The following is a 26,273-nucleotide window of genomic DNA, read 5'->3' on the forward strand; positions in this document are numbered from 1 at the left end:
CTTTCTTGAGATGCCCGAACGGGCGAGGGTCGGGCGGGCGTCAGCCCTGCGACTTGGTGCCGGCCTCGGTGTCGGGGTCGGTCTTGTCCTTGGCCGCGCCGGCGGCGCGGTCGTCGCTGATCGAGCTGATGTCGCCGTTCGCGACACCCTCGGCGTACTCGGCGTGGCTCTCTTCCGCGGCGAGGAACTCGTCCTCGGTGACGGCGCCCACGGTCGGGTTCACGACACGCAGGATGGCCTGGCTGTGGACCTTGATCTCGACGCCGGGCGCGAGCTCGACGATGGCCGGCTGGTCGAGGTTCTCGGGGTCGTACGCGACGATGGTGCCGTAGAGGCCGCCCTGGAGCAGCACCTCCGCGCCGGGGATCGTCTGGCGGGACTTCTCCTCCTGCTCCGCCTTCTGCTTCTGCATGCGGCGGCGGGAGCTCCAGAACATGAAGACGAGGAGCACGACCAGCAGGATGATGAGGCCGTACTGACTCAGGAACGTGGCGAAGTCCATGGAGCTCGAAGCACCTTTCGGGTCAGGCTACGCGCCGAGGGGCGGCGTTGCCTTGCAGGAGGGAGTGGGCGAAAGCCTCCAAGGATTATAGGACATCGAATCCCAGCACCGATTCGGCGGCCGGCACGCCCAGGTGGGCGTAGGCCTCGGGCATCGCGATGCGGCCGCGCGGCGTGCGCCCCATGAACCCGATGCGCACGAGGTAGGGCTCGACGACGGACTCGATCGTGTCAGCCTCCTCACCGACCGCGACGGCCAGTGTGCCGAGCCCGACCGGCCCGCCGCGGAAGCGGCGCACGAGTGCGTCGAGCACCGCGCGGTCGAGGCGGTCGAGGCCGATCCGATCGACGTCGTACAGGTCGAGGGCGGCATCCACGGCCTCGATGTCGGCGCCCGCGCGCCCGTGCACGACGAGGTAGTCGCGCACGCGGCGCAGCAGGCGGTTGGCGATGCGCGGCGTGCCCCGGGAGCGTCGCGCGATCTCGGCACGCGCGGCCGGCGGCAGCGACACGCCGAGCATGGCGGCCGAGCGCTCGATCACGCGCTCGAGCTCCTCCGGCTCGTAGAACTCGAGGTGGGCCGTGAAGCCGAAGCGGTCACGCAGCGGGTTGGGCAGCAGCCCCGACCGCGTGGTCGCGCCCACGAGGGTGAACGGCGCAAGGTCGAGCGGGATGCTCGTCGCACCCGCACCCTTCCCGACCATGATGTCGATGCGGAAGTCCTCCATCGCGAGATACAGCATCTCTTCGGCGGAGCGCGCCATGCGGTGGATCTCGTCGATGAAGAGCACCTCGCCGGGGGTGAGGCTCGACAGGAGCGCCGCGAGGTCGCCCGCGTGCTGGATGGCCGGGCCGCTCGAGAGCCGCAGCGGGCGGCCGCTCTCGTGCGCGACGATCATCGCGAGGGTCGTCTTGCCGAGTCCGGGCGGACCCGACAGCAGGATGTGGTCGGCCGGACGCTGCTGGATGCGCGCCGCGTCGAGCAGCAGCTGCATCTGGCCGCGCACCTTCTGCTGGCCGACGAACTCGGCGAGCGAGGTCGGGCGGAGTGCGCCCTCGATCGCGAGCTCGGTCTCGTCGACGGGCTCGCCCGCCTCCCGCACGTCACCCACCGACGGGCTCCTTGCGCGCGGGGCCGAGGGCGGCGAGCGTCAGCCGCAGCAGGGCGGGCACCGACGCGCGATCGGACTCGCCGGCGTCGGCGGCGACGGTGTCGACCGCCTCGGCGGCCACCCGCTCCGACCAGCCGAGTCCCACCAGCGCCTGCACGACCTGTGCCGGGATCGCCGCGGCGGGGGCGGCATCCGTCCCTCCGGCGCCCGAGGGGCGGGTGACCGCGATCTTGCCGGCCAGCTGCACCACGATGAGCTTCGCCGTCTTGGGGCCGATCCCCGACACCCGACGGAACGGTGCGTCGTCGTCGGCGGCCACCGCGTCGGCGATCTGCGGCACGGTGAGCGTTGCGAGCACGCCCAGCGCAGACTTGGGGCCGACTCCAGTGACGCCGAGCAGCTGACCGAACACGGTGAGCTCTTCGCGTGACTCGAAGCCGAACAGCGACAGGGCGTCCTCGCGGACGATGAGGGTGGTGTGCAGCAGCACCGGCTCGCCGACGTGCGTGCCGTGTGCGACCTGCGGAGTCACGGCGACGTGGAGTCCCACGCCTCCCACCTCGACCACGACCGCGTCGGCCTCGACGTGCACGGCGGTGCCGCGGACTGAGGAGATCATGGATCGAGCCTACGGCCCGGTTCGGACGTTTGTTCGAGCGACACGCGAGCCGTGGCGGTCACCGCCGCGCGAGGCGCTCCGCGTCGGCCCACGCCCGCTGCGCCGGCGTGAGCGGACCGGACGCCGCGGCCGTCGCCGGCGCGCCGCGCCACGCGTGGCAGAGGGCGAGAGCGAGCGCATCGGCGGCGTCGGCGGGCTTCGGCAGCTCGTCGAGCCGCAGCACCCGGGCCACCATCGTCTGCACCTGACGCTTGTCGGCGTTGCCGTACCCCGTGATCGCGGCCTTCACCTCGGACGGCGTGTGCGTGGCGGCGGCGAGGCCCCGCTCGCCGGCGACCAGCAGCGCGATGCCGCTGGCCTGCGCGGTGCCCATGACCGTCTGGCGGTTGTGCTGGGCGAAGACGCGCTCGACGGCGACCACGTCGGGCCGGTGCGCATCGAGCACGTCGCGCAGTCCCGCGGCGATCACGGCCAGTCGCTCCTCGATCGGAGCACCGGGGTCCGAGCGCACGACGCCCACGTGCACGAGCCCCGCCGAGCGGTCGGGCGCCACGTCGACGACGCCGACGCCGCAGCGCGTCAGGCCCGGGTCGATGCCGAGCACGCGCAGACGGCGGGGGTTCGCGGATGCCACTCCCCCACGTTAGGCGAGGACGACGGATGCCCCGGCCAGGCGCGCTGCGCCGTGGCCGGGGCATCCGTCGGAATCAGTCCTCGTCGCTCTCGAGCTCGGCCTGCACCTCGGCGGTGAGGTCGAAGTTGCTGTAGACGTTCTGGACGTCGTCGCTGTCTTCGAGCGCGTCGATGAGGCGGAACACCTTGCGCGCGGTGTCGGCGTCGACCTCGACCTTGAGGTTCGGGACGAACTCGACATCGGCCGACTCGTACTCGATGCCGGCGTCCTGCAGTGCGGAGCGGACGGTCACGAGATCGGTCGCCTCGGTGATCACCTCGAAGCCCTGGGCGTGCGGCTCGACCTCTTCGGCGCCCGCCTCGAGCACCGCGAGCATGACGTCGTCCTCGCTGGTGCCCTCGCCGCCCACGACGATGACGCCCTTGCGCGTGAAGTTGTAGGCGACGCTCCCCGGGTCGGCGAGGGTGCCGCCGTTGCGGGTGAGCGCCGTGCGCACCTCGGCGGCCGCGCGGTTCTTGTTGTCGGTGAGGCACTCGATCATCAGCGCCACGCCGTTCGGGCCGTAGCCCTCGTACATGATCGACGCGTACTCGACGGACTCGCCGCCGATGCCGGCGCCGCGCTTGATCGCGCGGTCGATGTTGTCCTTCGGGACCGACGTCTTCTTCGCCTTGAGCACGGCGTCGAAAAGTGTCGGGTTGCCCTGCAGGTCGGGGCCGCCGAGCTTCGCGGCCACTTCGATGTTCTTGATGAGCTTGGCCCACGACTTCGCACGGCGCGCGTCGATGACGGCCTTCTTGTGCTTGGTCGTTGCCCACTTGGAATGCCCGGACATGGTCCTCCTGAATTCACGCTCTTCGGGTGCGGGCGCGTGAACGCCTCGCCCGACGGACTAGTTTATCCCCGCACTACAGTGCGAACTCGAAGCCGAAGCGCGACGACAGCAGCGCCACCAGGTCGCGCGGCACCTTCGTGAGATAGGCGGGAGCGGGGCCGAGCGTCTCGGCGGAGCCGATGAACGGGAAGTACACCGGCCCGTCGGTGGACTGCTCCACGCGATCGCGCACCGCCACGATCTCGCCGCCGACGCGGCGCAGGTTCGGAAGCGTGATCGGCGAGGCGAGGCGCAGCGTGTCGCTGATCGGCATCCGCCAGTGCGGAAGATCGTCGCCGCGGCGGTCGCGCGTCTCCTCGCTCAGCGGGCCGAGCACCCGTCCCCAGGCGGCGATGCCCGGCGAGGGGAGCGTGCGATCCCAGACGAACAGGGTGTCTCCGGGCTCCGTGAACCCCACGAGCTCGTGCGACCACTCGAACCGGCGCTCGTCGGCGGCCTTCGGCGCCGACAGCGCGTCGCCGACGATGCCGCGCGACGGGGCGATCATCCAGTAGCGCTCCTCGGGGTGCTCGCGCCACCAGTCGTTGATCGTCATGGAACCGAATGTACCCCGGCGCGTCCGCGGCACGCCGTCAGCGAGCCCGTTGGCGCACCATGTCGAGGAACAGGGCGTGGAAGCGGTGCTCGCCGGTGACCTCCGGGTGGAACGAGGTGCCGAGGAGGGCTCCCTGGCGCACCGCCACGACGCGGCCGTCGTCGAGCGTCGCGAGCTGCTCGACGCCGTCACCGGCCTGCTCGACCAGCGGTGCGCGGATGAAGACCGCGTGGACGGGGGCGCCGGCCAGGGCCGGCACGTCGAGGTCGACCTCGAACGAGTCCACCTGACTGCCGAACGCGTTGCGGCGCACCGTGACGTCGAGCCCGCCGAACGTCTGCTGATCGCGGATGCCGTCGACGATCCGGTCGGCGAGCAGGATCAGCCCCGCGCAGGTGCCGTAGACCGGCAGCCCGCCGGCGATCGCGTCACGGATCGGATCCCGCATGCCGAAGGCCCGCGCGAGCTTGTCGATCACGCTGGACTCGCCGCCGGGCAGCACCAGCCCGTCGACGGCGGAGAGCTCCTCCGGGCGCCGCACGGTGACCGCCTCGGCGCCGAGGTCCGTGAGCACGCGCACGTGCTCACGGACGTCGCCCTGCAGGGCCAGGACGCCGACGCGGGGTGTCGTCGTCACCAGCCGCGCTCGGCGAGCCGGTGCGGAGCGGGGAGGTCCGAGACGTTGATGCCGACCATGGCCTCACCGAGCCCGCGCGACACGTCGGCGATCACCTTGGCGTCGTCGTAGAACGTCGTCGCCTTCACGATGGCGGCTGCGCGCTGCGCGGGGTTGCCCGACTTGAAGATGCCCGAGCCCACGAAGACGCCGTCGGCGCCCATCTGCATCATCATCGCGGCGTCCGCCGGAGTGGCGACGCCACCCGCGACGAACAGCACCACGGGGAGCTTGCCCGTCTCGGCGATCTCGGCCACGAGATCGTAGGGCGCCTGCAGCTCCTTCGCGGCGACGTAGAGCTCGTCCTTGGTCATGGACCGCAGCACGTTGATCTCGCTCGTGATCTTGCGGATGTGCTTGGTGGCCTCCGAGACGTCGCCGGTGCCCGCCTCGCCCTTGGAGCGGATCATCGCCGCGCCCTCGTTGATGCGACGCAGCGCCTCGCCGAGGTTCGTCGCACCGCAGACGAACGGCACGGTGAAGTTCCACTTGTCGATGTGGTTCACGTAGTCGGCGGGCGAGAGCACCTCGGACTCGTCGATGTAGTCCACGCCGAGCTCCTGCAGCACCTGCGCCTCGACGAAGTGGCCGATGCGCGCCTTCGCCATCACCGGGATCGAGACGGCGTCGATGATGCCGTCGATCATGTCGGGGTCGCTCATGCGAGAGACACCGCCCTGCGCGCGGATGTCGGCGGGCACGCGCTCCAGCGCCATGACGGCGACGGCGCCGGCGTCCTCGGCGGTCTTGGCCTGCTCGACGGTGACGACATCCATGATGACGCCGCCCTTGAGCATCTCGGCGAGGCCCCGCTTGACGCGGTCGGTTCCCGTGGCAGTGGTCACGAGCTTTCCCTTCGGTGAAGCGCGGTGCGCGACGAATGAGGACAATGCAGCTATTGGCCTAGGCCAAAAGATAGCATGGTGTGGGCCCTAGACTCGGCGGGGCGACGTCACACGGGAAGGCGGGTCCATGACCCTCGACATCGGCGGCCGGTCCGCGTCGGAGATCGCCGACAGCCTGCGCGCCCTCATTGAGCGCGGTGACCTGAGCCCCGGCGAGCTGCTGCCTCCGGTGCGCTCGCTCGCCGAAGAGCTCGGGGTGAACCGCAACACCGTGGTCGCTGCCTACCGTCAGCTGACGCAGGCGGGCATCATCGTCACGCGCGGCCGCAGCGGCACGCGCGTCGCCGACCTCTCCCCCGTCGCCCAGGAGGGCTTCGCCGCCGGCAGCGTGCTGCGCGACGTCGGCACCGGCAATCCCGACCCCGACCGGATCCCCGATCTCACGGGGGTCCTCACCGGCATGGCGGGCCGCCCGGTGCTGTACGGCGAGCCCGTCATCGACCCGGGCCTCGAGCGATGGGCGACGGAGTGGATGCGCGCCGGCCTCCCCCGCGAGAACGAGATGCGGCTCACGATCACGAGCGGCGCCGCCGACGCCGTCGAGCGGCTGCTGGCGCAGGCGCTCACCCGCGACGACGCGGTGGCCCTCGAGGACCCGTGCTTCCTCACCAGCATCCACACGGTGCGCATCGGCGGATACCGGCCGGTCCCTGTCCCGGTCGACGACGAGGGCATGACGGTGGCGGGACTCGAGGCCGCGCTCGCGCAGGGCGTCCGTGCGGTGGTGCACACCCCGCGTGCGCAGAACCCGACCGGAGCCAGCCTGTCGGAGCACCGGGCGCGTGAGCTGCGCGCCGTCCTGCGGGATCACCCGTTCGTGCTCGTCGTCGAGGACGATCACTTCTCGCTGCTGTCACGGCGTCCGTTCCACTCGCTGATCACCCCCGATCAGCGCCGCTGGGCGCTGGTGAGGTCGGTCTCGAAGTTCCTCGGACCCGACATGTGCCTGGCGGTGACGGCATCCGATCCCGAGACGGCCGAGCGGCTCGCGATGCGCCTGACCCCCGGCACGACGTGGGTCAGTCACCTGCTGCAGCGCCTCACGCTGGCTCTGGTGACGGATGCCGCGACCATGGCGGCGATCGAGCGTGCGGGTGCCCACTACGCCGCACGCAACGCCGCCTTCGTCGGGATGCTCGCAGACCACGGGATGCCGGCGGCGGCGGGCGACGGCCTCAACCTGTGGATCGAGCTGCCGGTTCCCGCGCGTGGCGTGTGCGAGCAGCTCATGCGCCGCGGCTGGCTCGCGCGCCCCGGCGACGAGTTCGCGCTCGGCGTGCAGGACGCCTCGCACCGCCTGCGGCTGACTGTGCACGACCTGGACGCCCACGACGCGGCTCGCCTGGCCAGCGACGTCGCGGCGTCGGTGCGTGCCGCGGGTGGGCGGCTCGCCGAGCCGGAAGTGGCATGATCGAGCGGTGAAGATCCTCTCGATCCAGTCCGCGGTCGCCTACGGTCACGTCGGCAACTCCGCCGCCGTCTTCCCGCTCCAGCGCATCGGCGTCGAGGTGATGCCGGTCTACACGGTGAACTTCTCGAACCACACCGGCTACGGCGCGTGGCGCGGTCCGCTCATCAGTCCCGACGACGTGCGCGACGTCATCACCGGGATCGAAGAGCGCGGGGTGTTCCCGCAAATCGACGTCGTGCTGTCGGGCTACCAGGGCGGCGAGGGCATCGCTGATGTGATCCTCGACGCGGTCGCGCGTGTCAAGGCCGCCAATCCCTCCGCCGTCTACGCCTGCGATCCGGTGATGGGCAACGCCAAGTCGGGGTGCTTCGTCGCTCCGGCGATCCCGGTGCTGCTGCGCGAGCGCGTCGTGCCGGCTGCCGACATCATCACGCCCAATCAGTTCGAGCTCGGGTTCCTCACCGGCACCGAGCCCGCCGACCTCGAGTCGACGCTCGCCTCGGCCGACCTCGCCCGCGACATGGGTCCGCGCACCGTGCTCGTCACGAGCGTCGAGCGACCGGATCGCCCCGAGGGGACGATCGAGATGCTCGCGGTCACCGACGACGGTGCCTGGATCGTGCAGACTCCGCACATCCCCATGAAGGCCAACGGCTCGGGTGACGTCACGGCGGCGCTCTTCACGGCGCACTACCGCCGCACGGGTGACGCCGCCGACGCCCTGGCCCGCACCACCTCGAGCGTGTACGACCTGCTCGAGCGCACGCACGCCTCGGACGAGCGCGAACTCCAGCTCGTCGAGTCGCAGGACGCTTACGCCCACCCGCGCCTGCAGTTCGAGGTCCAGCAGGTGCGCTGACCAGCGCGGTGGATGACGGATGCCGCGGCCCGCGGCATCCGTCATCCCTCCGTCAGGCGCTCCAGGCGTCGGCGACGGCGCGGCGCACGTCGCCCAGCAGCTGCGGGAGCGCCTTCGTCTTCGCGATGATCGGGAAGAAGTTCGCGTCGGAGGCCCAGCGCGGCACGATGTGCTGGTGCAGGTGCTCGTCGACGCCCGCACCTGCCACGTGGCCCTGGTTCATGCCGATGTTGAAGCCGTCGCACCGGGAGACCTGGCGCAGCACGCGCATGCCCTGCTGCGTCAGCGCGCCGATCTCGGCGACCTCCTCCTCGGTGGCCTGGTCGTAGGTCGCGATGTGCCGGTACGGGCACACCAGCAGGTGGCCGGAGTTGTACGGGAACAGATTGAGCAGCGCGTAGGCCGTGACGCCGCGGACGACGATGAGGCCGTCCTCGTCAGATTTGCGCGGCGCCTCGCAGAACGGGCAGTCGTGCCGCAGCACTTCGGGGCCGGCCTGGATGTACGCCATGCGGTGGGGCGTCCACAGGCGCTGGAACTCGTCCGGAACTCCGGGCAGGGTCGCCGCATCGACGAGCGCCGGGTCGGCGCCCCCGTGGGGAACGCCGGGCCCGGCCGCGTCGTCGCTGGCGCGCCCTTCGACAGGCTCAGGAACCGGGACTTCCCGTTCGCGAGTCCCCGCCAGCGGGTCGTCGCTCACGCGAAGTCCTCGGCCGAGTCGACCAGCGCGTGGGAGGCGATCGACGCGCGGACGCGTCGGATCGCATCCGCGACCGGGACCCCGTTCTCCTGCGTGCCGTCGCGGAAACGGAACGACACCGTGCCGGCGGACTGGTCCTGCGCGCCCGCGATGAGCTGCAGCGGCACCTTCTGGGTCGTGTGTGTGCGGATCTTCTTCTGCATCCGGTCGTCGGAGTGGTCGAGCTCGGCGCGGACGCCCTCGGCTCGCAGCTGATCGATGACCTCGCCCAGGTAGTCCGCGAAGTCCTCGGCGACGGGGATGCCGACGACCTGCACCGGAGACAGCCACACCGGGAAGGCGCCCGCGTAGTGCTCGAGCAGGATCGCGAAGAAGCGCTCGATCGAGCCGAACAGCGCGCGGTGGATCATGATCGGCCGCTTCTTCTGGCCGTCGCGGTCCGTGTACTCGAGCTCGAAGCGCTCGGGCAGGTTGGGGTCGACCTGCACGGTCGACAGCTGCCACGTGCGACCGATCGCATCGCGGGTCTTGAGGTCGATCTTCGGGCCGTAGAACGCCGCCTCGCCGGGCACCTCGGTGAGCTTCAGGCCGCTCGCGACCGCGACGTTGCGCAGGGCGTTGGTGGAGTAGTCCCAGAACTCGTCCGAGCCGATCCACTTGTCCTTCTCGTCGTCACGCATCGACAGCTCGAGCTCGAAGTCGTCCAGGCCGAAGTCGCGCAGCATCGAGATGACGAACTGGAGGACCCGGGTCGCCTCCTCCTCCAGCTGCTCGGGCGTGACGAACAGGTGCGAGTCGTCCTGCGTGAAGCCGCGCACGCGGGTGAGACCGTGCAGGGCGCCCGACAGCTCATTGCGGTACACCGTGCCGTTCTCGGCGAGGCGCATCGGCAGGTCGCGGTAGCTGCGCGCGCGCTCCTTGTAGATGAGGATGTGCATCGGGCAGTTCATCGGCTTCAGGTAGTAGTCCTGGCCGTGCTTGACGATCCCGCCGTGCTCGTCGCGCTCCTCGTCCATCACGATGGGCGGGAACATGCCCTCCTTGTAGGTGACGAGGTGGTTCGAGGTGAGGAAGAGGTCTTCCTTCGAGATGTGCGGCGTGTACACGTAGGTGTAGCCGCCCTCGATATGGCGGCGACGCGCGTGCTGCTCCATCTCACCGCGCACGACACCCCCGCGGGGATGCCACACCGACAGGCCGGAGCCGATCTCGTCGGGGAACGAGAAGAGGTCGAGATCCTTGCCCAGCTTGCGGTGGTCCCGCTTGGCCGCCTCTTCGAGGCGGGTCTGGTACGCCCGCAGCTCGTCCTTGCTCGGCCACGCGGTGCCGTAGATGCGCTGGAGCTGCGGGTTCTTCTCGCTGCCGCGCCAGTACGCGCCGGCGATGCGCTGCAGGGCCCAGCCATTGCCGATCATGCGGGTGTTCGGCAGGTGCGGGCCGCGGCAGAGATCCTTCCAGACCGTCTGGCCGTCGCGGTCGACGTTGTCGTAGATCGTGAGCTCGCCGGCACCGACCTCCACCGACGCGCCTTCGGTCTTCTCGGCTCCCCCGCCCTTGAGACCGATGAGCTCGAGCTTGAACGGCTCGTCGACGAGCTCGGCGCGCGCCTCCTCGTCGGTGACGACTCGGCGGACGAACCGCTGACCCTCGCGGACGATGCGCTGCATCTCCTTGTCGATGGCCTTGATGTCTTCAGGCGTGAAGGGCTGCTCCACGCCGAAGTCGTAGTAGAAGCCGTCGGTGATCGGCGGGCCGATGCCGAGGTTCGCCTGCGGATTGATGCGCTGCACGGCCTGCGCGAGCACGTGCGCCGCGGAGTGGCGCAGGATGTTCAGCCCGTCGGGGCTGCCGATGGTGACCGGCTCGACGGCATCCGTCTCGTTCACCACCGTCGCGAGGTCTTTCAGCTCGCCGTTCACGCGGAGCGCGACCACGGAGCGATCGGGGTAGAGGGCGAAGCCGTCGGCGGGGTAGGACACAGCGTCAGTCACGGAAACTCTCCTGGGAATGGCTCGGATCAAGGCTACTCAGCTTCGGGCGCGCCTCGCGCCCCGCCCGCTCAGGCGCCGAGCGTTCGCGTGCCGGTCTGCACTGCCGCAGCGGCGGTCGACCGGACGAGTTCCATCCCCCGAGTGTATCCGGGGCGCCCGCCCCGCCGGCTACCTCGCGGGGACGCCATCGTGGCGCGGGTCTCCGCGGTGCTGAACCTCCGCGATCACGGCGCGCATCGCCCCGGGCGGACCGCGGGAGGCGTAGCGTCGGGCCGATGAAGCGGAAGCAGCTGGAGTCGGCCGCGATCGCGAGCGCCGGCTACGACGCGAGCACCGCGGTGCTCGAGCTGGAGTTCACGTCGGGCGAGATCTACGAGTACTTCGCGGTACCGCGCTCCGTCCACGAGGGACTCCTGCAGGCGGAGAGCGCCGGCCGGTTCTTCCGCGAGCGCATCCGGGAGGTCTATCCCGCGCGCCATGTGAAGTGACCCGCGTGCCCCGGCGGTTACCCTCGAGCGGTGACGTCGCCGTGTCGCGCGCGTCCTGACCGCAGAAGGAGATCCATGTCGCGTCGCCGCCGAGGCTCTCGGAACCGCTCGTCGCGGATCGGTCGGGAGGCCGAGCGCGTCGAGCCGGGCCCGCGCCCGGATGCGCGTCGTACGACGGTCTACATCATCGGTCTGCTTCTCGTGGTGGTGGGGCCCGTCCTCACCTTCCGCAGCCGTCGCGGCTTCGGCCACCACATGGACATCGACGACGCGCTCCCGTGGACCGGTGCACTCGTGCTCGTCGGCGCGGGGATGCTGCTGTGGGCGACCTGGCCGATGCCCCGCTCATGGACCGGCGGCCCGGCGCTGGGGATCATCCTGCTCGTCCCGGTCATGTTCGGCGTGGTGAGCGTCCTCAACCGGCTGGATTGGCCGCTGCACGCCGCGTCTCAGCTGTTCGGCCTGGTCGCGCTGGCCCTCGGCATCGTGCTGATCGCGCTCGTGACCGTGCGAGGCCTGACCAAGCCGCGCGACGCGATGTGACGGCCCGGCCGGCCGGACGGGGTCTGGAACGACGAAACCCCCGGTGTGCCCGGGGGTTTCAGGTGGTGCGCGATACTGGGATCGAACCAGTGACCTCTTCCGTGTCAGGGAAGCGCGCTACCGCTGCGCCAATCGCGCCTAAAGAGGCTGTTCAGTTGTCGGTGAGGTGGCGACGGGATTCGAACCCGTGTAAACGGCTTTGCAGGCCGGTGCCTAGCCGCTCGGCCACGCCACCGCGTGTGGTTTGACCCCACGTGCCGTGACTCCCCAGAGGAATCCCTGCACTCGAGCGGATGACGAGACTCGAACTCGCGACCCTCACCTTGGCAAGGTGATGCGCTACCAACTGCGCTACATCCGCATTTCGTTTCCGGGATTCGCATCCCGGGCACTTGAAAGACTCTAGCCGATCCTCGCGATCATGCAAAACCGGACGCGCCCCGCGCGTGTCTCGCCCAAGTGGTTCGAGGCACGCCCGCGCATCCGGTAGGATCGTTTCTCGTCCCCCTGCGGGGCACGGGCGATTGGCGCAGTTGGTAGCGCGCTTCCTTCACACGGAAGAGGTCATCAGTTCGAGTCTGGTATCGCCCACCACGAGAAGGCCCGGTCACGCGAGTGACCGGGCCTTCTGCGCAGAGTGCGTCGCGTCAGGCGCCCGCCTTCCAGCCGTAGCGACGATGCAGGGCGTCCGCGACGCGAGCGAATCGATCCAGATCGAGGGCGGATGCCTCGCGCCGCATGCCGTCTGTGTGGACGCTGTAGAGCTGCTCGATGTCGATCCAGGAGGGCCGGCCCTGGGGGTCCCACTCCCCCGGCCCGATCGCGAGGTAGTCGCGGTCCCGGTCGTGCGCCTTGCTCGTGAGGCGGACGGCGTACACCCGGTCGGTGCTCTGCCGCGCGATGACGAGCACCGGCCGGTCCTTGCCACGGCCGTCGTTCTCGTCGTACGGCACCCAGGTCCATACGATCTCACCGGCGTCGGGGTCGCCGTCTCGATCCGGCGCGTAGGTGATGCGCAGCGCATCAGCACCGGGCGGCGGCACCTCGACGGTGGCCGTGCCGCCGCGAGCGGCAGCCCGTGGGACGGCCGCCGTGGCCGTCGCGCGGGAGCGGGGCCGGAGGATGGCGTCCAGGACGCCGCGCAGACCGCTGTGCCGTGTCACGCTCGACATCTTACGAGCGGCGGGGCGGCGGACCCCGCGAGCGCGGCAGCCGCCCGCGCACGGCGAAGGGGCGCCGCGGTGGGGGGAACCGCGACGCCCCTTCGGACGGAGAGCCGGCTCAGGCGCGGGCGCCCTCGAGCACGTAGCCCTCCTCGCCGTGGACGACGGTGTCGATGCCCGCCACCTCGTCCTCGTTCTTCACACGGAAGCCGAGCGTCTTCTCGATGACGAACCCGATGCCGTAGGCCAGCACGAACGAGTAGACCAGCACCGCGATGGCGGCGATCGCCTGCACCATCAGCTGCGTGAGGTTGCCGCTGTAGATGAGGCCCGTGTTCGTGGCGAAGAAGCCCAGGTAGAGCGTGCCGATGAGGCCGCCGACGAGGTGGATGCCCACGACGTCGAGCGAGTCGTCGAAGCCCCACTTGAACTTCAGTTCGATCGCCAGGGCGCAGACCGCACCGGCGACGAGGCCGAGGACGATGGCCCAGATCGGCGTCAGCGACGCGCAGGCCGGCGTGATCGCGACGAGACCGGCGACGGCACCCGAGGCGGCGCCGACCGACGTGGGCTTGCCGTCCTTGATCTTCTCGACGACGAGCCACGCCAGCAGCGCGGCGGCCGGAGCGGCGATCGTGTTGACGAACGCGAGTGCGGCGGTGCCGTCGGCGGCGAGCTCGGAGCCTGCGTTGAAGCCGAACCAGCCGAACCACAGGAGACCGGCGCCCAGGAGCACGAACGGCGGGTTGTGCGGGACGTGGACGCCCTTCTGGAAGCCCAGGCGCTTGCCGAGCACGAGGGCGAGCGCCAGAGCGGCCGCACCGGCGTTGATGTGGACGGCGGTGCCGCCGGCGAAGTCGATCGCGCCGACGCCGAACCACTCCTGCATGCCGTACGTGATCCAGCCGCCGTAGGCGAAGCTGCCGTCCTCGGCGAGCCCGAAGTTGAACACCCAGCTCGCCACCGGGAAGTAGACGATCGTGGCCCAGATGGCCGCGAAGATCATCCACGAGCCGAACTTCGCACGGTCGGCGATGGCGCCCGAGACGAGAGCGACGGTGAGGATGGCGAACGTCGCCTGGAAGGCCACGAAGGCGAGCGGCGGGTAGGCCGAGCCCTCCGGCACCTCGATGAGCGCCGACAGGCCGATGTTGTTCCAGTCGATCGACCACGGGGCGACGAGGCCCTCAGAACCGGGGAACGCGATCGCGTAGCCGTAGACGACCCACAGCACGCCGATCAGGCCGAGCGCGCCGAAGCTGAGCATCATCATGCTGATGACGCTCTTCGCCTTGACGAGTCCGCCGTAGAAGAACGCGAGTCCAGGCGTCATCAGAAGGACGAGCGCCGCGCATATCAGGATGAATGCGGTGTTGCCTTGATCCATCTCAGGGAGAACCTCTCTGCAGGGACGCAGGTGTAGCGTCGGGTTCCCCCAGTGTGGCTACGGTCCGTTACCGCTGGCGGACGGCCCGTGTTTCTGCTTCGTTACGTGGCGGGCGCGCACGTAAACATCGTGTTTCGGCGTGCCGAACGGCGGCCGCGAGTCACGCGTGAGATGCCCGATCAGGCGAGCGTCGACGCCACCAGACGCGAGATCGCGCGGAGGTACTTCTTGCGATACCCGCCGGCGAGCATCTCCTCCGGGAAGACGAGATCGAGCGAGATCCCCGTGGCCCGGATGGGCAGCTGGGCGTCGTAGACGCGGTCGATGAACGCGACGAACCGCAGCGCGGCCGACTGGTCGGTGAACGGCGAAACATCGCGCAGACCCACCAGGGAGAGGTCCTCGATGAGGCGGATGTAGCGCGACGGGTGCACCTGCGCGAGATGGCCGACGAGGGCTTCGAAGGCATCGTCCGACGCGAGTCCGGTGGTCGCGGCATCCGCGATCGCCGTCTGATATCGCGGCCCGTCGAGTACCTGCGCGTGGCCGTCGACGGCACGATGGCGGTAGTCGGTCCCGTCGATGCGCACCGTCTGGAAGCTCGACGCCATGGCGTGGATCTCGCGGAGGAAGTCCTGCGCGGCGAATCGGCCCTCGCCCAGCGCGTTCGGCGGGGTGTTGGATGTCGCGGCCAGGCGCGTCCCCGACGCCACGAGCTCGCCGAGCAGGCGTGTCATGACCATGGTGTCGCCCGGGTCGTCCAGCTCGAACTCGTCGATGCAGAGCAGATCGGCGCCGCGGAACAGCTCGACGGTGTTCTGATAGCCGAGCGCGCCGACGAGGGCCGTGTACTCGATGAACGAGCCGAAGTACTTCCGGCGTGCCGGCATCGCGTGGTAGACCGCGGCCAGAAGGTGGGTCTTGCCGACGCCGAACCCGCCGTCCAGATACACCCCGGGCTTGATCTCGGGCCGCTTGGCGCGGCGGAAGAGGCCGCCCTTGACCGGGGCCGCGGCGCCGGAGAACGCCATGAGCAGGTCTTTGGCCTGCTGCTGCGAGGGGTACGCGGGGTCGGCGCGATATGTGTCGAAGGTCGCGTCGGCGAACTGCGGCGGCGGCACGAGCGCCGCGACCATCTCGGCGCCGGCGAGCTGGGGAGCCCGCTCCACGAGGTGGACGACGCCGGTGCGAGTGGCGGAGACGGTCATGCGGATCCTCTGTCGGAGGGCGCGGGAGGACGGCGCGGAGTCTTCATCGGGTTCCGGTGACGGAGCATTACTCGCGTGCTGTGCTCACCCGGCCGGGAATCTAAGGTCGGAGGCGACGGTTCAACTCTACCGGCGCCCGCGTGCGCCCGCCTCGCGCGGCATGATCCCGCGCACCCCATTTCGACCGCAGACCAGGAGCGACACCATGGCCATCGAGACCGACACCTCCTCCGAGAAGTTCGCCGGCTACGCAGAGCCCGGGCGCCTGGTCACCGGTGAGTGGCTCGAGGCGCGCCTGGGCGAACCGGGACTGGTCGTCGTGGAGTCCGACGAGGACGTGCTGCTGTACGAGACCGGCCACATCCCCGGCGCCGTGAAGGTCGACTGGCACACCGAGCTCAACGACCCCGTGGTCCGCGACTACGTCGACGGCGCGGGTTTCGCCGACCTGCTCGGTCGCAAGGGCATTTCGCGCGATGACACCGTCGTCATCTACGGCGACAAGAACAACTGGTGGGCGGCCTACGCGCTGTGGGTGTTCTCGCTGTTCGGCCACGAGGACGTCCGCCTGCTCGACGGCGGCCGTGACAAGTGGATCGCCGAGGGGCGCCCTGTGACGACGGATGCCGCAGCCCCCGTGCCGACCCGCTATCCGGTCGTGGAGCGCGACGACACCGTGCTGCGTGCGTACAAGGACGACGTGGTCGCGCACCTCGGGGCGGGACCCCTCATCGACGTGCGCTCCCCCGAGGAGTACGACGGCTCGCGCACCTCTGCGCCCGCGTACCCCGAGGAGGGTGCGCTGCGTGCCGGTCACATCCCCACCGCGCAGAGCGTGCCCTGGGCCCGCGCCGTCGCGACGGACGGGGGCTTCAAGACCCGCGCCGAGCTGGACGCCATCTACCGCGACGAGCTCGGGATCCAGGACGGCGACGCCATCATCGCGTACTGCCGCATCGGCGAGCGGTCGAGCCACACCTGGTTCGTGCTGAAGCACCTTCTCGGCTTCGACGACGTCCGCAACTACGACGGATCGTGGACGGAATGGGGCAGCGCGGTCCGCGTGCCGATCGTCACCGGCGCGGAGCCGGGCGCGGCACCCGCGCGCTGAGCCGCAGCATCGGTCACGTGGGAGGATGGCGGTGATGACCGAAGCCGTCCTGCCCGAGCGCCTCGCCGAGATCCGCGACGAGTTCCTGGAGCTGCCCGAAGCCGATCGGCTGCAGCTCCTGCTGGAGTACTCGTACGAGCTGCCGCCGGTCCCGGCGGAGTATGAGGATCACCCCGAGCTGTACGAGCGCGTCGCCGAGTGCCAGTCGCCGGTGTTCATCGTCATCGATGTCGGCGGTGACGGGATCGTCGCGATGCACGCCACCGCGCCGCCCGAGGCGCCGACGACCCGCGGGTTCGCGAGCATCCTCGCACAGGGGCTCACCGGTCTCAGCGCGGCGGACGTACTGGCCGTGCCCGGGGATTTCCCGCAGACGCTGGGACTCACGCGGGTCGTGTCGCCGCTGCGCATCTCGGGCATGACCGGCATGCTGCTGCGCGCGCAGCGTCAGGTGCGCGAGAAGTCGGCCGCCTGAAGGCTCGGATCAGGCGTCGGCGAGACCGCGCGCGGTGAGCCAGTCGCCGATGCTCCGCGTCCAGCGCTCCTGGTCGTAGTTCCACAGCTTGGTGTGCCGGGCCACCTCGAACACCTGCATCTCGACCAGGTCGGGCCGCGCCGCCCACAGGTCGTGCGAGGCGTCCGACGGCACGAATCCGTCGTCGTCGCTGTGCAGGATGAGGATCGGATGCCGCAGCTCGGCCGCGCGGGCGACCACATCCAGCTGGTCGAGCCTGATCGCGGCGCCCGTGCGCGTCAGCGGCGTCGCCCACTCGGCCTGCAGCGCTTCGATGGCGAGCCCCGTGATCGGCGCCGGGACGCGCTGCACGCGCGCCTGATAGGCCAGGACCACGCGCCAGTCCACGACGGGCGATTCCAGGATGAGTCCCGCGATCGCGTCGCGGTGGGCCGAGTTCAGCGACAGCTGCAGCGCGATCGCGCCGCCCATCGACCAGCCCATGACGATGATCCGGCGCGCGCCGCGGCGACGGGCGAACCCCACCGCCGCGTCGACGTCGCGCCATTCCGTGGAGCCGAGGGCGTAGGTGCCGGTGCGGCTGCGGGGCGCCTCGCCGTCGTTGCGGTACGAGACGACGAGCGAAGTGATGCCGAGCGAGTGGAAGACCGGCACGGCCCGCAGGCACTCGGCGCGGGTGGTGCCGCGGCCGTGCACCTGGATCACCCACGTGTCGCCGTCGCCCGCCGGGAAGAGCCAGGCCGGGCAGGGGCCGACCGTCGATCCGATCAGCTCTGGCGTGAACGGCAGGTGGAGCTGGTCGGGATGGTCGTAGTACCAGCCGCTGAAGGCGGCATCGGGCGCGAGCCGGGCATCCGACGACACGTGCGTGAGGAGCTTGCGCTTGACGCTCGTCGCGTCCTCGGAGAGCACCGAGCCGAGCTTGACGTAGTCCGAGGTGCCCGCCGTGAACAGGCCGTAGCGGCCGGGCAGCGCGGTGTCGTCGGTGCGCGACAGGGTGATGGTCTGCGCGGCGGTGTCCAGTGCGAGGATCCGTGTGTCGGGCACGCGCCGAGCGGGGGTCACGACCCGGCGGGCCATGCGCACCGACCCGGCGGCGAGGATCGCGAGGACACCGGTCAGGGCCACGCTCAGCACCGTGAGCGCGGCCTTCACGCCGGCGACGAGGAGAGGAGATGCGCCGCCCACCGCGGCGCGCCTGGAGGCGACCATCGAGGCATCACTCTAGTCTGTCCGCGTGGCAGAGCAGCGTCCCCCCGCGGCATCGAGCGTGTTCGATCAGGCGGTCGAGGGAGTGCGGGCCATCCTGTTCCGCGACGACCTCACCGTGCACGAGATCCCGGCGCCGCAGGGACTCGCGCCCCACGCCCTGGCGATCGCGGGCGACGTCCGCTCGTCGCCGGACGACGCCTCCTCTCCGTACGGAACCGGCCGCCTCGTGCTGCTGTTCGACCCCGACGAGCCGACGGCGTGGAACGGGCCGTGGCGGATCGTGTGCTTCGCGCAGGCCCCGCTCGAACCGGAGATCGGTGTCGACCCGCTGCTGGCCGATGTCGCGTGGACGTGGCTCACGGATGCCTTGGACTCGCGGCACGCCGGATTCCACTCGGCGTCGGGCACCGCCACCAAGACCCTCTCCAAGGGCTTCGGAACGCTCGCCGCCGAAGGAGACGGAGCCCAGATCGAACTGCGGGCGTCGTGGTCGCCGGAAGGCGCGATCGCCCCGCACGTGGAAGCATGGGCGGAGTTGGTTTGCATGCTGGCGGGTCTGCCGCCCGGTTCGGAAGGGATCGCGATGCTCGGTTCGCGCAGGTCGCCACGTGGGTGAGTACACGGTGATCGACGAGGTCGCCGACCTCGCCGGCGCCGCGCGCCGGCTGGCCGACGGGCACGGACCGGTCGCGGTCGACGTCGAGCGGGCCTCGGGCTTCCGGTATTCGCAGCGCGCGTACCTGGTGCAGGTCTACCGCCGCGGCGCCGGGGTGTTCCTGTTCGACCCGCCGCCCATCGGCGACTTCCGCTCCCTTCAGGAGGCCATCGGGGCCGAGGAGTGGGTGCTGCACGCCGCCAGCCAGGACCTGCCGTCGCTGCGGGAGCTCGGGCTCGAGCCCGCGACGATCTTCGACACCGAGCTCGCGGCGCGCCTCCTGGGACACGAGCGCGTGGGCCTGGGTGCGGTGGTCGAGGACACCCTCGGCATCACCCTCGCCAAGGCGCACTCGGCGTCGGATTGGTCCACCCGTCCGCTGCCGCAGTCCTGGCTCGAGTACGCCGCGCTGGACGTCGAGCACCTCGTCGACGTCCGCGACAAGCTTGCCGAGGAACTCGTGGCGCACGGCAAAACCGAGTTCGCCGGAGAGGAGTTCCGCGCCGTGCTCGAGCGCGAGCCCAAGGCACCGCGCGAGGAGCCCTGGCGGCGGCTGTCGGGCCTCCACACCGTGCGGGGCCGGAAGGCCCTGGCCGTCGCGCGCGAGCTGTGGACGGCCCGCGAGGAGTACGCGCGCCAGGAGGACGTCGCGCCGGGGCGCCTGGTCCCCGACCGGGCGCTGGTCGCCGCGGTGATCGCCGATCCGAAGTCCAAGAGCGCGCTGGCGGCCGTCAAGGAGTTCACCGGGCGGGCCAGCCGCACCCAGCTGGACCGCTGGTGGGCGGCGATCGAGGCCGGCCGCGCGGCGACCCAGCTGCCGCTGGAGCGCGCCACCGGCGGCGACACCCTGCCGCCGCCGCGCGCGTGGGGCGACCGCAATCCCGAGGCCGACGCGCGCTTGAAGGCGGCGCGGCCGGTCGTCGAGCAGCGCGCCGACGAGCTGCGCATGCCGACCGAGAACCTGCTCACCCCCGAGCTGCTGCGCCGCGTCGCCTGGACGCCCCCGCAGCCGCTGACCGCGGCATCCGTCGGCGAAGCCCTCGCCTCACTCGGCGCACGACCATGGCAGATTGCGCAGACTGCACAGGTGATCGTCGATGCCTTTGTGGGATCCGTGCAAGCCCCCGCAGAGGCGTCCGAAACCGCTTCGTAGGTTTCCCCCACCCGATTCCAGGCGGTCCGACCGCTCTCCCTAGGCTGGCGTCATCCCAACTTTTGGAGGCAGAGTGGCCGAGATCTCGGACGTCTTCTTCGTCGATGGAATGCGCACCCCCTTCGGGCGCGCCGGCGAGAAGGGCATGTACTGGAACACCCGCGCGGACGACCTCGCCGTCAAGGCGACGATCGGTCTCATGGAGCGCAACGCGAGCATTCCCAAGGACCGCATCGACGACGTCGCGATCGCCGCGACGAGTCAGACCGGTGACCAGGGACTGACCCTCGGGCGCAGCGTCGCGATCCTCGCCGGGCTCCCCCAGACCGTCCCGGGCTTCGCGATCGACCGCATGTGCGCGGGCGCCATGACGAGCGTCACCACCATGGCGGGCTCGATCGGCATGGGCATGTACGACGTCGCGCTCGCGGGCGGGGTGGAGCACATGGGGCACCACCCGATCGGCGGCAACGCCGACCCGAACCCGCGGTTCGTCGCCGAGAAGATGGTGGACCCGGGCGCGCTCAACATGGGCGTCACGGCCGAGCGCATCTTCGACCGGTTCCCGCACCTCACCAAGGAGCGCTCCGACCGCTACGGCATGCTGAGCCAGCACAAGGTGCAGGCCGCGTACGACGCCGGAAAGATCCAGCCCGACCTCGTGCCGGTGGCGATCAAGGACGGCGAGGGCTCGTGGGCGCTGGCGACCGAGGACGAGGGCCGCCGGCCGCAGACGACGATGGACGACCTGGCGGCGCTCAAGACGCCGTTCCGTCCCCACGGCCGCGTGACCGCCGGCACGTCGTCGCCGCTCACCGACGGTGCGACCATGTCGCTGCTGGCCGGCGGGGGCGCCGTCAAGGAGCTCGGCCTGAAGCCCAAGATGAGGCTCGTGTCGTTCGCCTTCGCGGGGGTGCAGCCCGAGATCATGGGCATCGGCCCGATCCCGTCGACCGAGAAGGCCCTCAAGAAGGCCGGACTCACGATCGACGACATCGGCCTGTTCGAGCTGAACGAGGCGTTCGCGATCCAGGTGATCTCGCTGCTCGACCACTTCGGCATCGCCGACGACGACCCGCGCGTCAACCCCTGGGGCGGCGCGATCGCGTTCGGTCACCCGCTCGCCGCATCGGGCGTGCGCCTGATGATCCAGCTCGCCGCGCACTTCGCGGAGCGCCCCGATGTCCGCTACGGCCTCACGGCGATGTGCGTGGGCCTGGGGCAGGGTGGCTCGGTCATCTGGGAGAACCCCCACTTCGACGGAAAGAAGCGGAAGTAAGCGCGGCATGACGAACTACGACGACATCGACTTCTCCCCCATCCTCGCGACGACCGACGGCGAGGTGATCACGCACTCGCGGGTACGCGACATCCGCCTCCCCTCCGGGAAGGTGCTCGCCCTCGTCACGCTCGACAACGGCCGGGACCACACGCGTCCGAACACGCTCGGCCCCGCCACGATGTTCCAGCTCGGCCAGACCCTCGCGGCACTCAAGACCCGGGCGGCCGCCGGCGAGATCCAGGCGGTCGGCATCACCGGCAAGCAGTACATCCTCGCCGCCGGCGCCGACCTGTCCGACATCGGCAAGGTCGGCTCGAAGGACGACGCCCGCATGGTGGCGCAGCTCGGCCACAAGGTCTTCGGGCAGCTGTCCGAGCTCGGCGTGCCGACCTTCGCCTTCGTGAACGGGCTCGCGCTCGGCGGCGGCCTCGAGATCGCGCTCAACAGCACGTACCGGACGGTGGATGCCTCGGCCGCCGCCATCGCGCTGCCCGAGGTGTTCCTGGGCATCATCCCGGGATGGGGCGGCGCGTACCTCCTCCCCAACCTCATCGGCATCGAGAACGCACTCGAGGTCGTGATCTCGAACCCCCTCAAGCAGAACCGCATGCTGAAGCCTCAGCAGGCGTTCGACTACGGCATCGTCGACGCGATCTTCCCCGCCGCGAACTACCTCGAGGACTCGCTCGCGTGGGCCGACGGCGTGCTGGGCGGGAAGATCAAGGTCGACCGCAAGAACGAGCCGGGCAAGATCGAGCGGGCGGTCAAGTGGCCGGTCGCCATCAAGATGGCGCGCGGCATGCTCGAGTCGAAGATCGGCACCGTGCCGAAGTCCCCGTACGTCGCGCTCGAACTGCTCGAGAAGGCGAAGTCGGGCACCAAGGCGGAGGGCTTCGCGCGTGAGGACGAGGCGCTGGCCGAGCTCGTCGCCGGCGACCAGTTCGCCGCGTCGATGTACGCCTTCGACCTCGTCCAGAAGCGGGCGAAGCGCCCGGTCGGCGCGCCGGACAAGGCCCTGGCGAAGAAGGTCACGAAGGTCGGCATCATCGGCGCCGGACTCATGGCCAGCCAGTTCGCGCTGCTGTTCGTGCGCAAGCTGCAGGTGCCGGTGCTCATCACCGACCTCGACCAGGCGCGCGTCGACAAGGGCGTGGCGTACATCCACGACGAGATCGGCAAGCTCGAGGCCAAGGGCCGGCTCGACGGCGACACCGCGAACAAGCTGCGCGCGCTCGTCACGGGCACCACTGACAAGAGCCGGTACGCCGACTGCGACTTCGTGATCGAGGCCGTGTTCGAAGAGGTCGGCGTCAAGCAGCAGGTTTTCGGTGAGATCGAGCAGATCATCGCCGAGGACGCCATCCTCGCCACCAACACCTCGTCGCTGTCGGTCGAGGAGATCGGCGCGAAGCTCGCCCACCCCGAGCGACTCGTGGGCTTCCACTTCTTCAACCCGGTCGCGGTCATGCCGCTCATCGAGATCGTGAAGACGCCGCACACGGCCGACGCCGCACTGTCGACGGCGTTCGTCGTTGCGAAGGGCCTGGGCAAGAACGCGGTGCTGACCGCCGACGCGCCGGGGTTCGTGGTGAACCGGCTCCTGGCGAAGGTCATGGGCGAAGCCGCGCGCGCCGTCTACGAGGGAACCCCCGTCGCCGACGTCGAGAAGGCGTTCGCTCCGCTGGGTCTGCCCATGGGGCCGTTCCAGCTGATCGACCTGGTCGGCTGGAAGGTCGCCGCGCACGTGCAGGACACGATGGTGCGGGCCTTCCCGGACCGTTTCTACGCGAACGAGAACTTCCACGCGCTGGCCGAGCTGCCGGAGGTCGTGGAGAAGGACAAGGGCGGTCGGGTCACCGGCTGGACGAAGGCCGCCGAGAAGGTGCTGAAGCCCGCCGTCGGCTCGTCCCCTGCGTCCCTGGCGACCATCCTGCAGCGCGTGCAGGACGGCCTCGCGCAGGAGATCAGGATCATGCTGGACGAGGGCGTCGTGCCCGAGGTCGAAGACATCGACCTCTGCCTCATCCTCGGCGCGGGCTGGCCGTTCATCGACGGTGGCGCTTCGCCCTACCTCGACCGCGAGGGTGCCTCCGAGCGGGTGTTCGGAGACACGTTCCACCACCCGCCCATCCGCGGGATCGCGAGCTGACGCTCGTCGACACGTGGTGACCCCGGGCGGTGCCCGGGGTCACCTGCGTCTGCGGCGGCCCGTCGTCAGAGGGCGGTCGGCTGCGCGGCGCGGACCCGCAGCTCCCGCGCGAGACCGTCGCGCTGCTCGATCACGAGACGACGGAGCGCGGCCGGTGCGTCCGGATTGCCGTCCAGCCAGGAGTCGACGTCGTCGAGCGAGTCCGAGGCGGGAAAGAGCCCGATCACCAGCCGTCGTGCGATCTCGATGCTGCGCGCGGCCCACGCCGGACGGATCCGGGCGAAGTAGTCCTCGTCGTGCACGGCGATGAGGTCTCGTCGATCGCCGGCCCGCACGCCCGCGATGGTCGCCGCGAGGTGATCGTTCGTCAGGCCCTCGTCCTCCCAGGCGGCGTGCCAGGCCGCTGCCCGCACGGCGGCGTCGGGGCGGGCCGCGAGCGCCGTCCGGTGCGCGACGTGGCCCTGCGCCGTCGGATCGGCGGCGAGTTCGGCATCGGCATCCTCCGCTGTCGCGTAGCCCGTCGCGGCCAACGCGATCAGCCACGCCCAGCGCAGCTCGGGGTCGAGCGGAAGGCCGTCCGGCGCCGGGGCGGTGCGGGCCAGGATCGCGCGGATCTGCTCGGCCCTGCCGGCGGACCGGGCCGCCGCGGCGGCGAGGGCGCGCGCCCACGCCAGCTGGGCGTCGGAGCCCGGTTCGGCATCCCAGAGCGCGTTCCAGCAGGTGTCGAGCCATGCGGTCGCGAGCGAGGCGCGGGCGTCCGCGGCGGCGTACCGGCCGATGGCGACGTGCGCATGAGAGAGCGCATCGGTGAGGAGCGCGATGTTCGACTCGTGTACCCCATGCCGCGAGACGATGCCGACGAGCCGCGTGACGGCCAGCTCGCCGTCGCGCGTGGCGTTCCACAGCGACGCCCAGATCACCGCCCGCGCGACGGGGTCCGCGACGGTGGACAGGTGAGTCGCAGCGGCGTCCGTCGATCCGGCGTCCAGACGGACCTTCGCGTAGGTGCGGTCGTCGACGTTCGGGAGCACGAGCTCGATGCCGTCGCCGATCGTCCCCGGCAGCGGTGTGCGCTCGTCGACGGCGTCGACATCCAGCCCTCCCTGTCGCTCGAGGCGCCCGTCGTCGATGGCGAAGAGTCCGCAGGTGAGCCGATGAGGACGCGGGTCGGTCTGCGTGAGCACCGGGGGATGCACGCCATCCCGTTCCACAGCGATCTCCGACAGTCCACTGGTCTGCAACCAGGCTCGGCTCCACGCCGTCAGATCTCGACCCGATTCCGCCTCGAGGGCGGACAGCAGGTCGGGCAGGGTCGTGTTGCCGAAGGCGTGATCGGCGAAGTAGCGCTGTGCCCCGCGGAAGAAGGCCTCCTCCCCCACGAACGCCACGAGCTGCTTGAGAACCGACGCGCCCTTCGCGTACGTGATGCCGTCGAAGTTCAGCTTGGCCGCCTCGAGGTCGGGGATGTCGGCGACGATCGGGTGCGTCGTCGGCAGCTGGTCCTGCACGTACGCCCAGCCCTTGCGGCGGCTGGCGAACGTCACCCACGCGTCCGGGAATCCGCCGGCGGCGACGGCCGCGTGCGCTCCCATGAAGTCGGCGAAGGACTCCTTGAGCCACAGGTCGTCCCACCAGCGCATCGTCACGAGGTCGCCGAACCACATGTGCGCCATCTCGTGCAGGATCGTGTTCGCCCGGCCCTCGTGCTGGGCGGCCGTGGACGCGCCCCGGAAGACGTAGCTCTCCGTGAAGGTCACGAGTCCGGGGTTCTCCATCGCCCCGAGGTTGTACTCGGGGACGAAGATCTGGTCGTACTTCCCCCACGGGTACGGGTACGCGAAGGCGCGCTCGAAGAACTCCAGCCCGCGCCGGGTGATGTCGAGGATCTCGTCCGCGTCGAGGTGGCGTGCGAGGGAGGCGCGGCACAGCACCCCCAGCGGCACGGTGCGATCGGCGTCACGCCACTCGCCGTCCACACGATGGTAGGGACCCGCCGCGACCGCCGTGATGTAGCTCGACAGCGGCAGCGTCTCGGCGAAGCGCACGCGCACCCCTCCGGCGACGTCCTCGCGCGCGACTTCGGGGCCGTTCGACAGGATGTGCCACCCCGCCGGGGCGCTCACGGTGAACCGCCAGCGCGCCTTCATGTCGGGCTGCTCGAAGACGGGGTACACGCGCCGGGAATCGGCGGGCTCGTACTGGGTATAGAGGTAGACCGCATCGTCGACCGGGTCTCGGAAGCGGTGCAGACCCTCGCCGGAGCTGCTGTACCGCCCTCGCGCCCTGATGGTCACGACGTTGTGCCACGTGAGGCCGCCGATGCGGATGCGGGCGCCGTCCCACTCCACGTCGCGTGACGCGCCGTTGACGGTCACGCTGTCGACGGCCTCCCCCAGGAAGTCGAGCCAGGTCTCCTCCCCGGTCGCGGTGAACGTGAGCGTCGCCGTCGTCGGGAAGGTCGGCGCCGCCGGATCGGGTGCGTCGCGCAGGTCGAGGTCGATCTCGACGGCGTCCAGCCGGATGCGCTGGGAGCGCACCGCCGTCTCGTCACGGGTGAGGTTGGAGGATGTCACCCCGCCATGCTTTCACGCCCCGCGCAGGCGAGCGGA

At 70.5% G+C, this 26,273-nt stretch carries 25 protein-coding genes and 4 tRNA genes; 11 read left to right on the plus strand and 18 right to left on the minus strand.

Features of this window, described 5'->3' with window-relative positions:
* Positions 1–40: 40 nt before the first annotated feature.
* From R8Z57_RS07050 to pdxS, 8 genes are all read right to left on the minus strand, one after another.
* Positions 41–502: a preprotein translocase subunit YajC gene (locus R8Z57_RS07050; RefSeq protein WP_318353067.1), complete on the minus strand. Its 462-nt coding sequence runs from the start codon at positions 500–502 to the stop codon at positions 41–43.
* Between the two features lie 85 nt (positions 503–587).
* The gene (ruvB, locus tag R8Z57_RS07055; protein WP_318353068.1) at positions 588–1,613 is read right to left on the minus strand and encodes a Holliday junction branch migration DNA helicase RuvB; all 1,026 of its coding nucleotides are present in this window, start codon (positions 1,611–1,613) and stop codon (positions 588–590) included.
* Entirely contained in the window at positions 1,606–2,232 is a 627-nt protein-coding gene (gene ruvA, locus R8Z57_RS07060; RefSeq protein WP_318353069.1) for a Holliday junction branch migration protein RuvA, read from the minus strand. The genes ruvB and ruvA overlap by 8 nt, the downstream gene beginning before the upstream one ends.
* A 58-nt stretch (positions 2,233–2,290) precedes the next feature.
* Positions 2,291–2,866 (minus strand): crossover junction endodeoxyribonuclease RuvC, encoded by a 576-nt coding sequence (ruvC, locus tag R8Z57_RS07065; protein ID WP_318353070.1) that lies wholly within the window; start codon positions 2,864–2,866, stop codon positions 2,291–2,293.
* A 73-nt stretch (positions 2,867–2,939) separates the two neighbouring features.
* Positions 2,940–3,701 carry a YebC/PmpR family DNA-binding transcriptional regulator gene (locus R8Z57_RS07070; protein ID WP_318353071.1) on the minus strand — a complete coding sequence of 254 codons (762 nt, stop codon included), beginning with the start codon at positions 3,699–3,701 and terminating at the stop codon, positions 2,940–2,942.
* Positions 3,702–3,774: 73 nt separating this feature from the next.
* Positions 3,775–4,296: a hypothetical protein gene (locus R8Z57_RS07075; protein WP_318353072.1), complete on the minus strand. Its 522-nt coding sequence runs from the start codon at positions 4,294–4,296 to the stop codon at positions 3,775–3,777.
* A 37-nt stretch (positions 4,297–4,333) separates the two neighbouring features.
* Entirely contained in the window at positions 4,334–4,936 is a 603-nt protein-coding gene (gene pdxT, locus R8Z57_RS07080; protein WP_318353567.1) for a pyridoxal 5'-phosphate synthase glutaminase subunit PdxT, read from the minus strand.
* A complete protein-coding gene (pdxS, locus tag R8Z57_RS07085; RefSeq protein WP_318353073.1) occupies positions 4,930–5,817 on the minus strand; it encodes a pyridoxal 5'-phosphate synthase lyase subunit PdxS in 888 nt (295 codons plus the stop codon). The genes pdxT and pdxS overlap by 7 nt, the downstream gene beginning before the upstream one ends.
* Positions 5,818–5,944: 127 nt before the next feature.
* Between pdxS and R8Z57_RS07090 the strand changes: the two genes are divergently transcribed.
* Positions 5,945–7,288, plus strand: a complete 1,344-nt coding sequence (locus R8Z57_RS07090) for an aminotransferase class I/II-fold pyridoxal phosphate-dependent enzyme (RefSeq protein ID WP_318353074.1) — start codon at positions 5,945–5,947, stop codon at positions 7,286–7,288.
* A 7-nt stretch (positions 7,289–7,295) separates the two neighbouring features.
* Complete coding sequence (gene pdxY, locus R8Z57_RS07095; protein ID WP_318353075.1) at positions 7,296–8,147, plus strand: pyridoxal kinase PdxY; 852 nt, start codon at positions 7,296–7,298, stop codon at positions 8,145–8,147.
* Positions 8,148–8,199: 52 nt separating this feature from the next.
* Here the strand turns inward: pdxY and R8Z57_RS07100 are convergent, their stop codons facing one another.
* Together R8Z57_RS07100 and thrS are read right to left on the minus strand one after the other, a co-directional pair.
* Positions 8,200–8,706, minus strand: coding sequence for an HIT domain-containing protein (locus R8Z57_RS07100; protein WP_318353568.1), 507 nt, complete (start codon positions 8,704–8,706; stop codon positions 8,200–8,202).
* A 137-nt stretch (positions 8,707–8,843) separates the two neighbouring features.
* Positions 8,844–10,838 carry a threonine--tRNA ligase gene (thrS, locus tag R8Z57_RS07105; RefSeq protein WP_318353076.1) on the minus strand — a complete coding sequence of 665 codons (1,995 nt, stop codon included), beginning with the start codon at positions 10,836–10,838 and terminating at the stop codon, positions 8,844–8,846.
* A 275-nt stretch (positions 10,839–11,113) separates the two neighbouring features.
* Here thrS and R8Z57_RS07110 point away from each other — a divergent pair, with 275 nt between their 5' ends.
* Positions 11,114–11,326 (plus strand): KTSC domain-containing protein, encoded by a 213-nt coding sequence (locus R8Z57_RS07110; RefSeq protein WP_318353077.1) that lies wholly within the window; start codon positions 11,114–11,116, stop codon positions 11,324–11,326.
* A 75-nt stretch (positions 11,327–11,401) separates the two neighbouring features.
* Positions 11,402–11,869 carry a hypothetical protein gene (locus R8Z57_RS07115; protein ID WP_318353078.1) on the plus strand — a complete coding sequence of 156 codons (468 nt, stop codon included), beginning with the start codon at positions 11,402–11,404 and terminating at the stop codon, positions 11,867–11,869.
* Positions 11,870–11,932: 63 nt separating this feature from the next.
* Here R8Z57_RS07115 and R8Z57_RS07120 read toward each other — a convergent pair.
* The 3 genes from R8Z57_RS07120 to R8Z57_RS07130 form a co-directional block, all read right to left on the minus strand.
* Positions 11,933–12,007 (minus strand) — tRNA-Val (locus tag R8Z57_RS07120).
* 26 nt (positions 12,008–12,033) lie between these two features.
* Positions 12,034–12,104, minus strand: a tRNA-Cys gene (locus R8Z57_RS07125).
* Between the two features lie 53 nt (positions 12,105–12,157).
* Positions 12,158–12,230: transfer RNA gene (locus R8Z57_RS07130), tRNA-Gly, on the minus strand.
* A gap of 157 nt (positions 12,231–12,387) precedes the next feature.
* On the opposite strand from R8Z57_RS07130, the gene R8Z57_RS07135 reads away from it, so the two are divergent.
* Positions 12,388–12,463: transfer RNA gene (locus tag R8Z57_RS07135), tRNA-Val, on the plus strand.
* A gap of 53 nt (positions 12,464–12,516) precedes the next feature.
* Here R8Z57_RS07135 and R8Z57_RS07140 read toward each other — a convergent pair.
* The 3 genes from R8Z57_RS07140 to zapE form a co-directional block, all read right to left on the minus strand.
* On the minus strand, positions 12,517–13,041 hold the full coding sequence (locus tag R8Z57_RS07140) for a type II toxin-antitoxin system PemK/MazF family toxin (RefSeq protein WP_378722936.1): 525 nt from the start codon (positions 13,039–13,041) through the stop codon (positions 12,517–12,519).
* A gap of 109 nt (positions 13,042–13,150) precedes the next feature.
* The gene (locus R8Z57_RS07145; protein ID WP_318353080.1) at positions 13,151–14,419 is read right to left on the minus strand and encodes an ammonium transporter; all 1,269 of its coding nucleotides are present in this window, start codon (positions 14,417–14,419) and stop codon (positions 13,151–13,153) included.
* 179 nt (positions 14,420–14,598) lie between these two features.
* Complete coding sequence (zapE, locus tag R8Z57_RS07150) at positions 14,599–15,627, minus strand: cell division protein ZapE (protein WP_318353081.1); 1,029 nt, start codon at positions 15,625–15,627, stop codon at positions 14,599–14,601.
* A 205-nt stretch (positions 15,628–15,832) separates the two neighbouring features.
* Here zapE and R8Z57_RS07155 point away from each other — a divergent pair, with 205 nt between their 5' ends.
* A complete protein-coding gene (locus tag R8Z57_RS07155; protein WP_318353082.1) occupies positions 15,833–16,738 on the plus strand; it encodes a sulfurtransferase in 906 nt (301 codons plus the stop codon).
* Between the two features lie 34 nt (positions 16,739–16,772).
* Complete coding sequence (locus R8Z57_RS07160; protein WP_318353083.1) at positions 16,773–17,213, plus strand: SufE family protein; 441 nt, start codon at positions 16,773–16,775, stop codon at positions 17,211–17,213.
* Positions 17,214–17,222: 9 nt separating this feature from the next.
* Here the strand turns inward: R8Z57_RS07160 and R8Z57_RS07165 are convergent, their stop codons facing one another.
* Entirely contained in the window at positions 17,223–18,425 is a 1,203-nt protein-coding gene (locus R8Z57_RS07165; protein ID WP_318353084.1) for an alpha/beta hydrolase family protein, read from the minus strand.
* 25 nt (positions 18,426–18,450) lie between these two features.
* Between R8Z57_RS07165 and R8Z57_RS07170 the strand changes: the two genes are divergently transcribed.
* From R8Z57_RS07170 to R8Z57_RS07185, 4 genes are all read left to right on the plus strand, one after another.
* Positions 18,451–19,041, plus strand: a complete 591-nt coding sequence (locus tag R8Z57_RS07170; RefSeq protein ID WP_318353085.1) for a DUF3000 domain-containing protein — start codon at positions 18,451–18,453, stop codon at positions 19,039–19,041.
* Positions 19,034–20,233: a ribonuclease D gene (locus R8Z57_RS07175; RefSeq protein ID WP_318353086.1), complete on the plus strand. Its 1,200-nt coding sequence runs from the start codon at positions 19,034–19,036 to the stop codon at positions 20,231–20,233. The genes R8Z57_RS07170 and R8Z57_RS07175 overlap by 8 nt, the downstream gene beginning before the upstream one ends.
* Before the next feature lie 73 nt (positions 20,234–20,306).
* Positions 20,307–21,512, plus strand: a complete 1,206-nt coding sequence (locus tag R8Z57_RS07180; RefSeq protein ID WP_318353087.1) for a thiolase family protein — start codon at positions 20,307–20,309, stop codon at positions 21,510–21,512.
* A 7-nt stretch (positions 21,513–21,519) separates the two neighbouring features.
* Positions 21,520–23,664: a 3-hydroxyacyl-CoA dehydrogenase NAD-binding domain-containing protein gene (locus R8Z57_RS07185; protein WP_318353088.1), complete on the plus strand. Its 2,145-nt coding sequence runs from the start codon at positions 21,520–21,522 to the stop codon at positions 23,662–23,664.
* A 65-nt stretch (positions 23,665–23,729) separates the two neighbouring features.
* On the opposite strand, the gene pepN is transcribed toward R8Z57_RS07185, so the two are convergent.
* Positions 23,730–26,237, minus strand: a complete 2,508-nt coding sequence (gene pepN / locus R8Z57_RS07190; protein ID WP_318353089.1) for an aminopeptidase N — start codon at positions 26,235–26,237, stop codon at positions 23,730–23,732.
* Positions 26,238–26,273 lie beyond the last annotated feature (36 nt).

It is taken from the genome of Microbacterium sp. M3 (genome assembly GCF_033548675.1).
Taxonomy (GTDB): domain Bacteria; phylum Actinomycetota; class Actinomycetes; order Actinomycetales; family Microbacteriaceae; genus Microbacterium; species Microbacterium arthrosphaerae.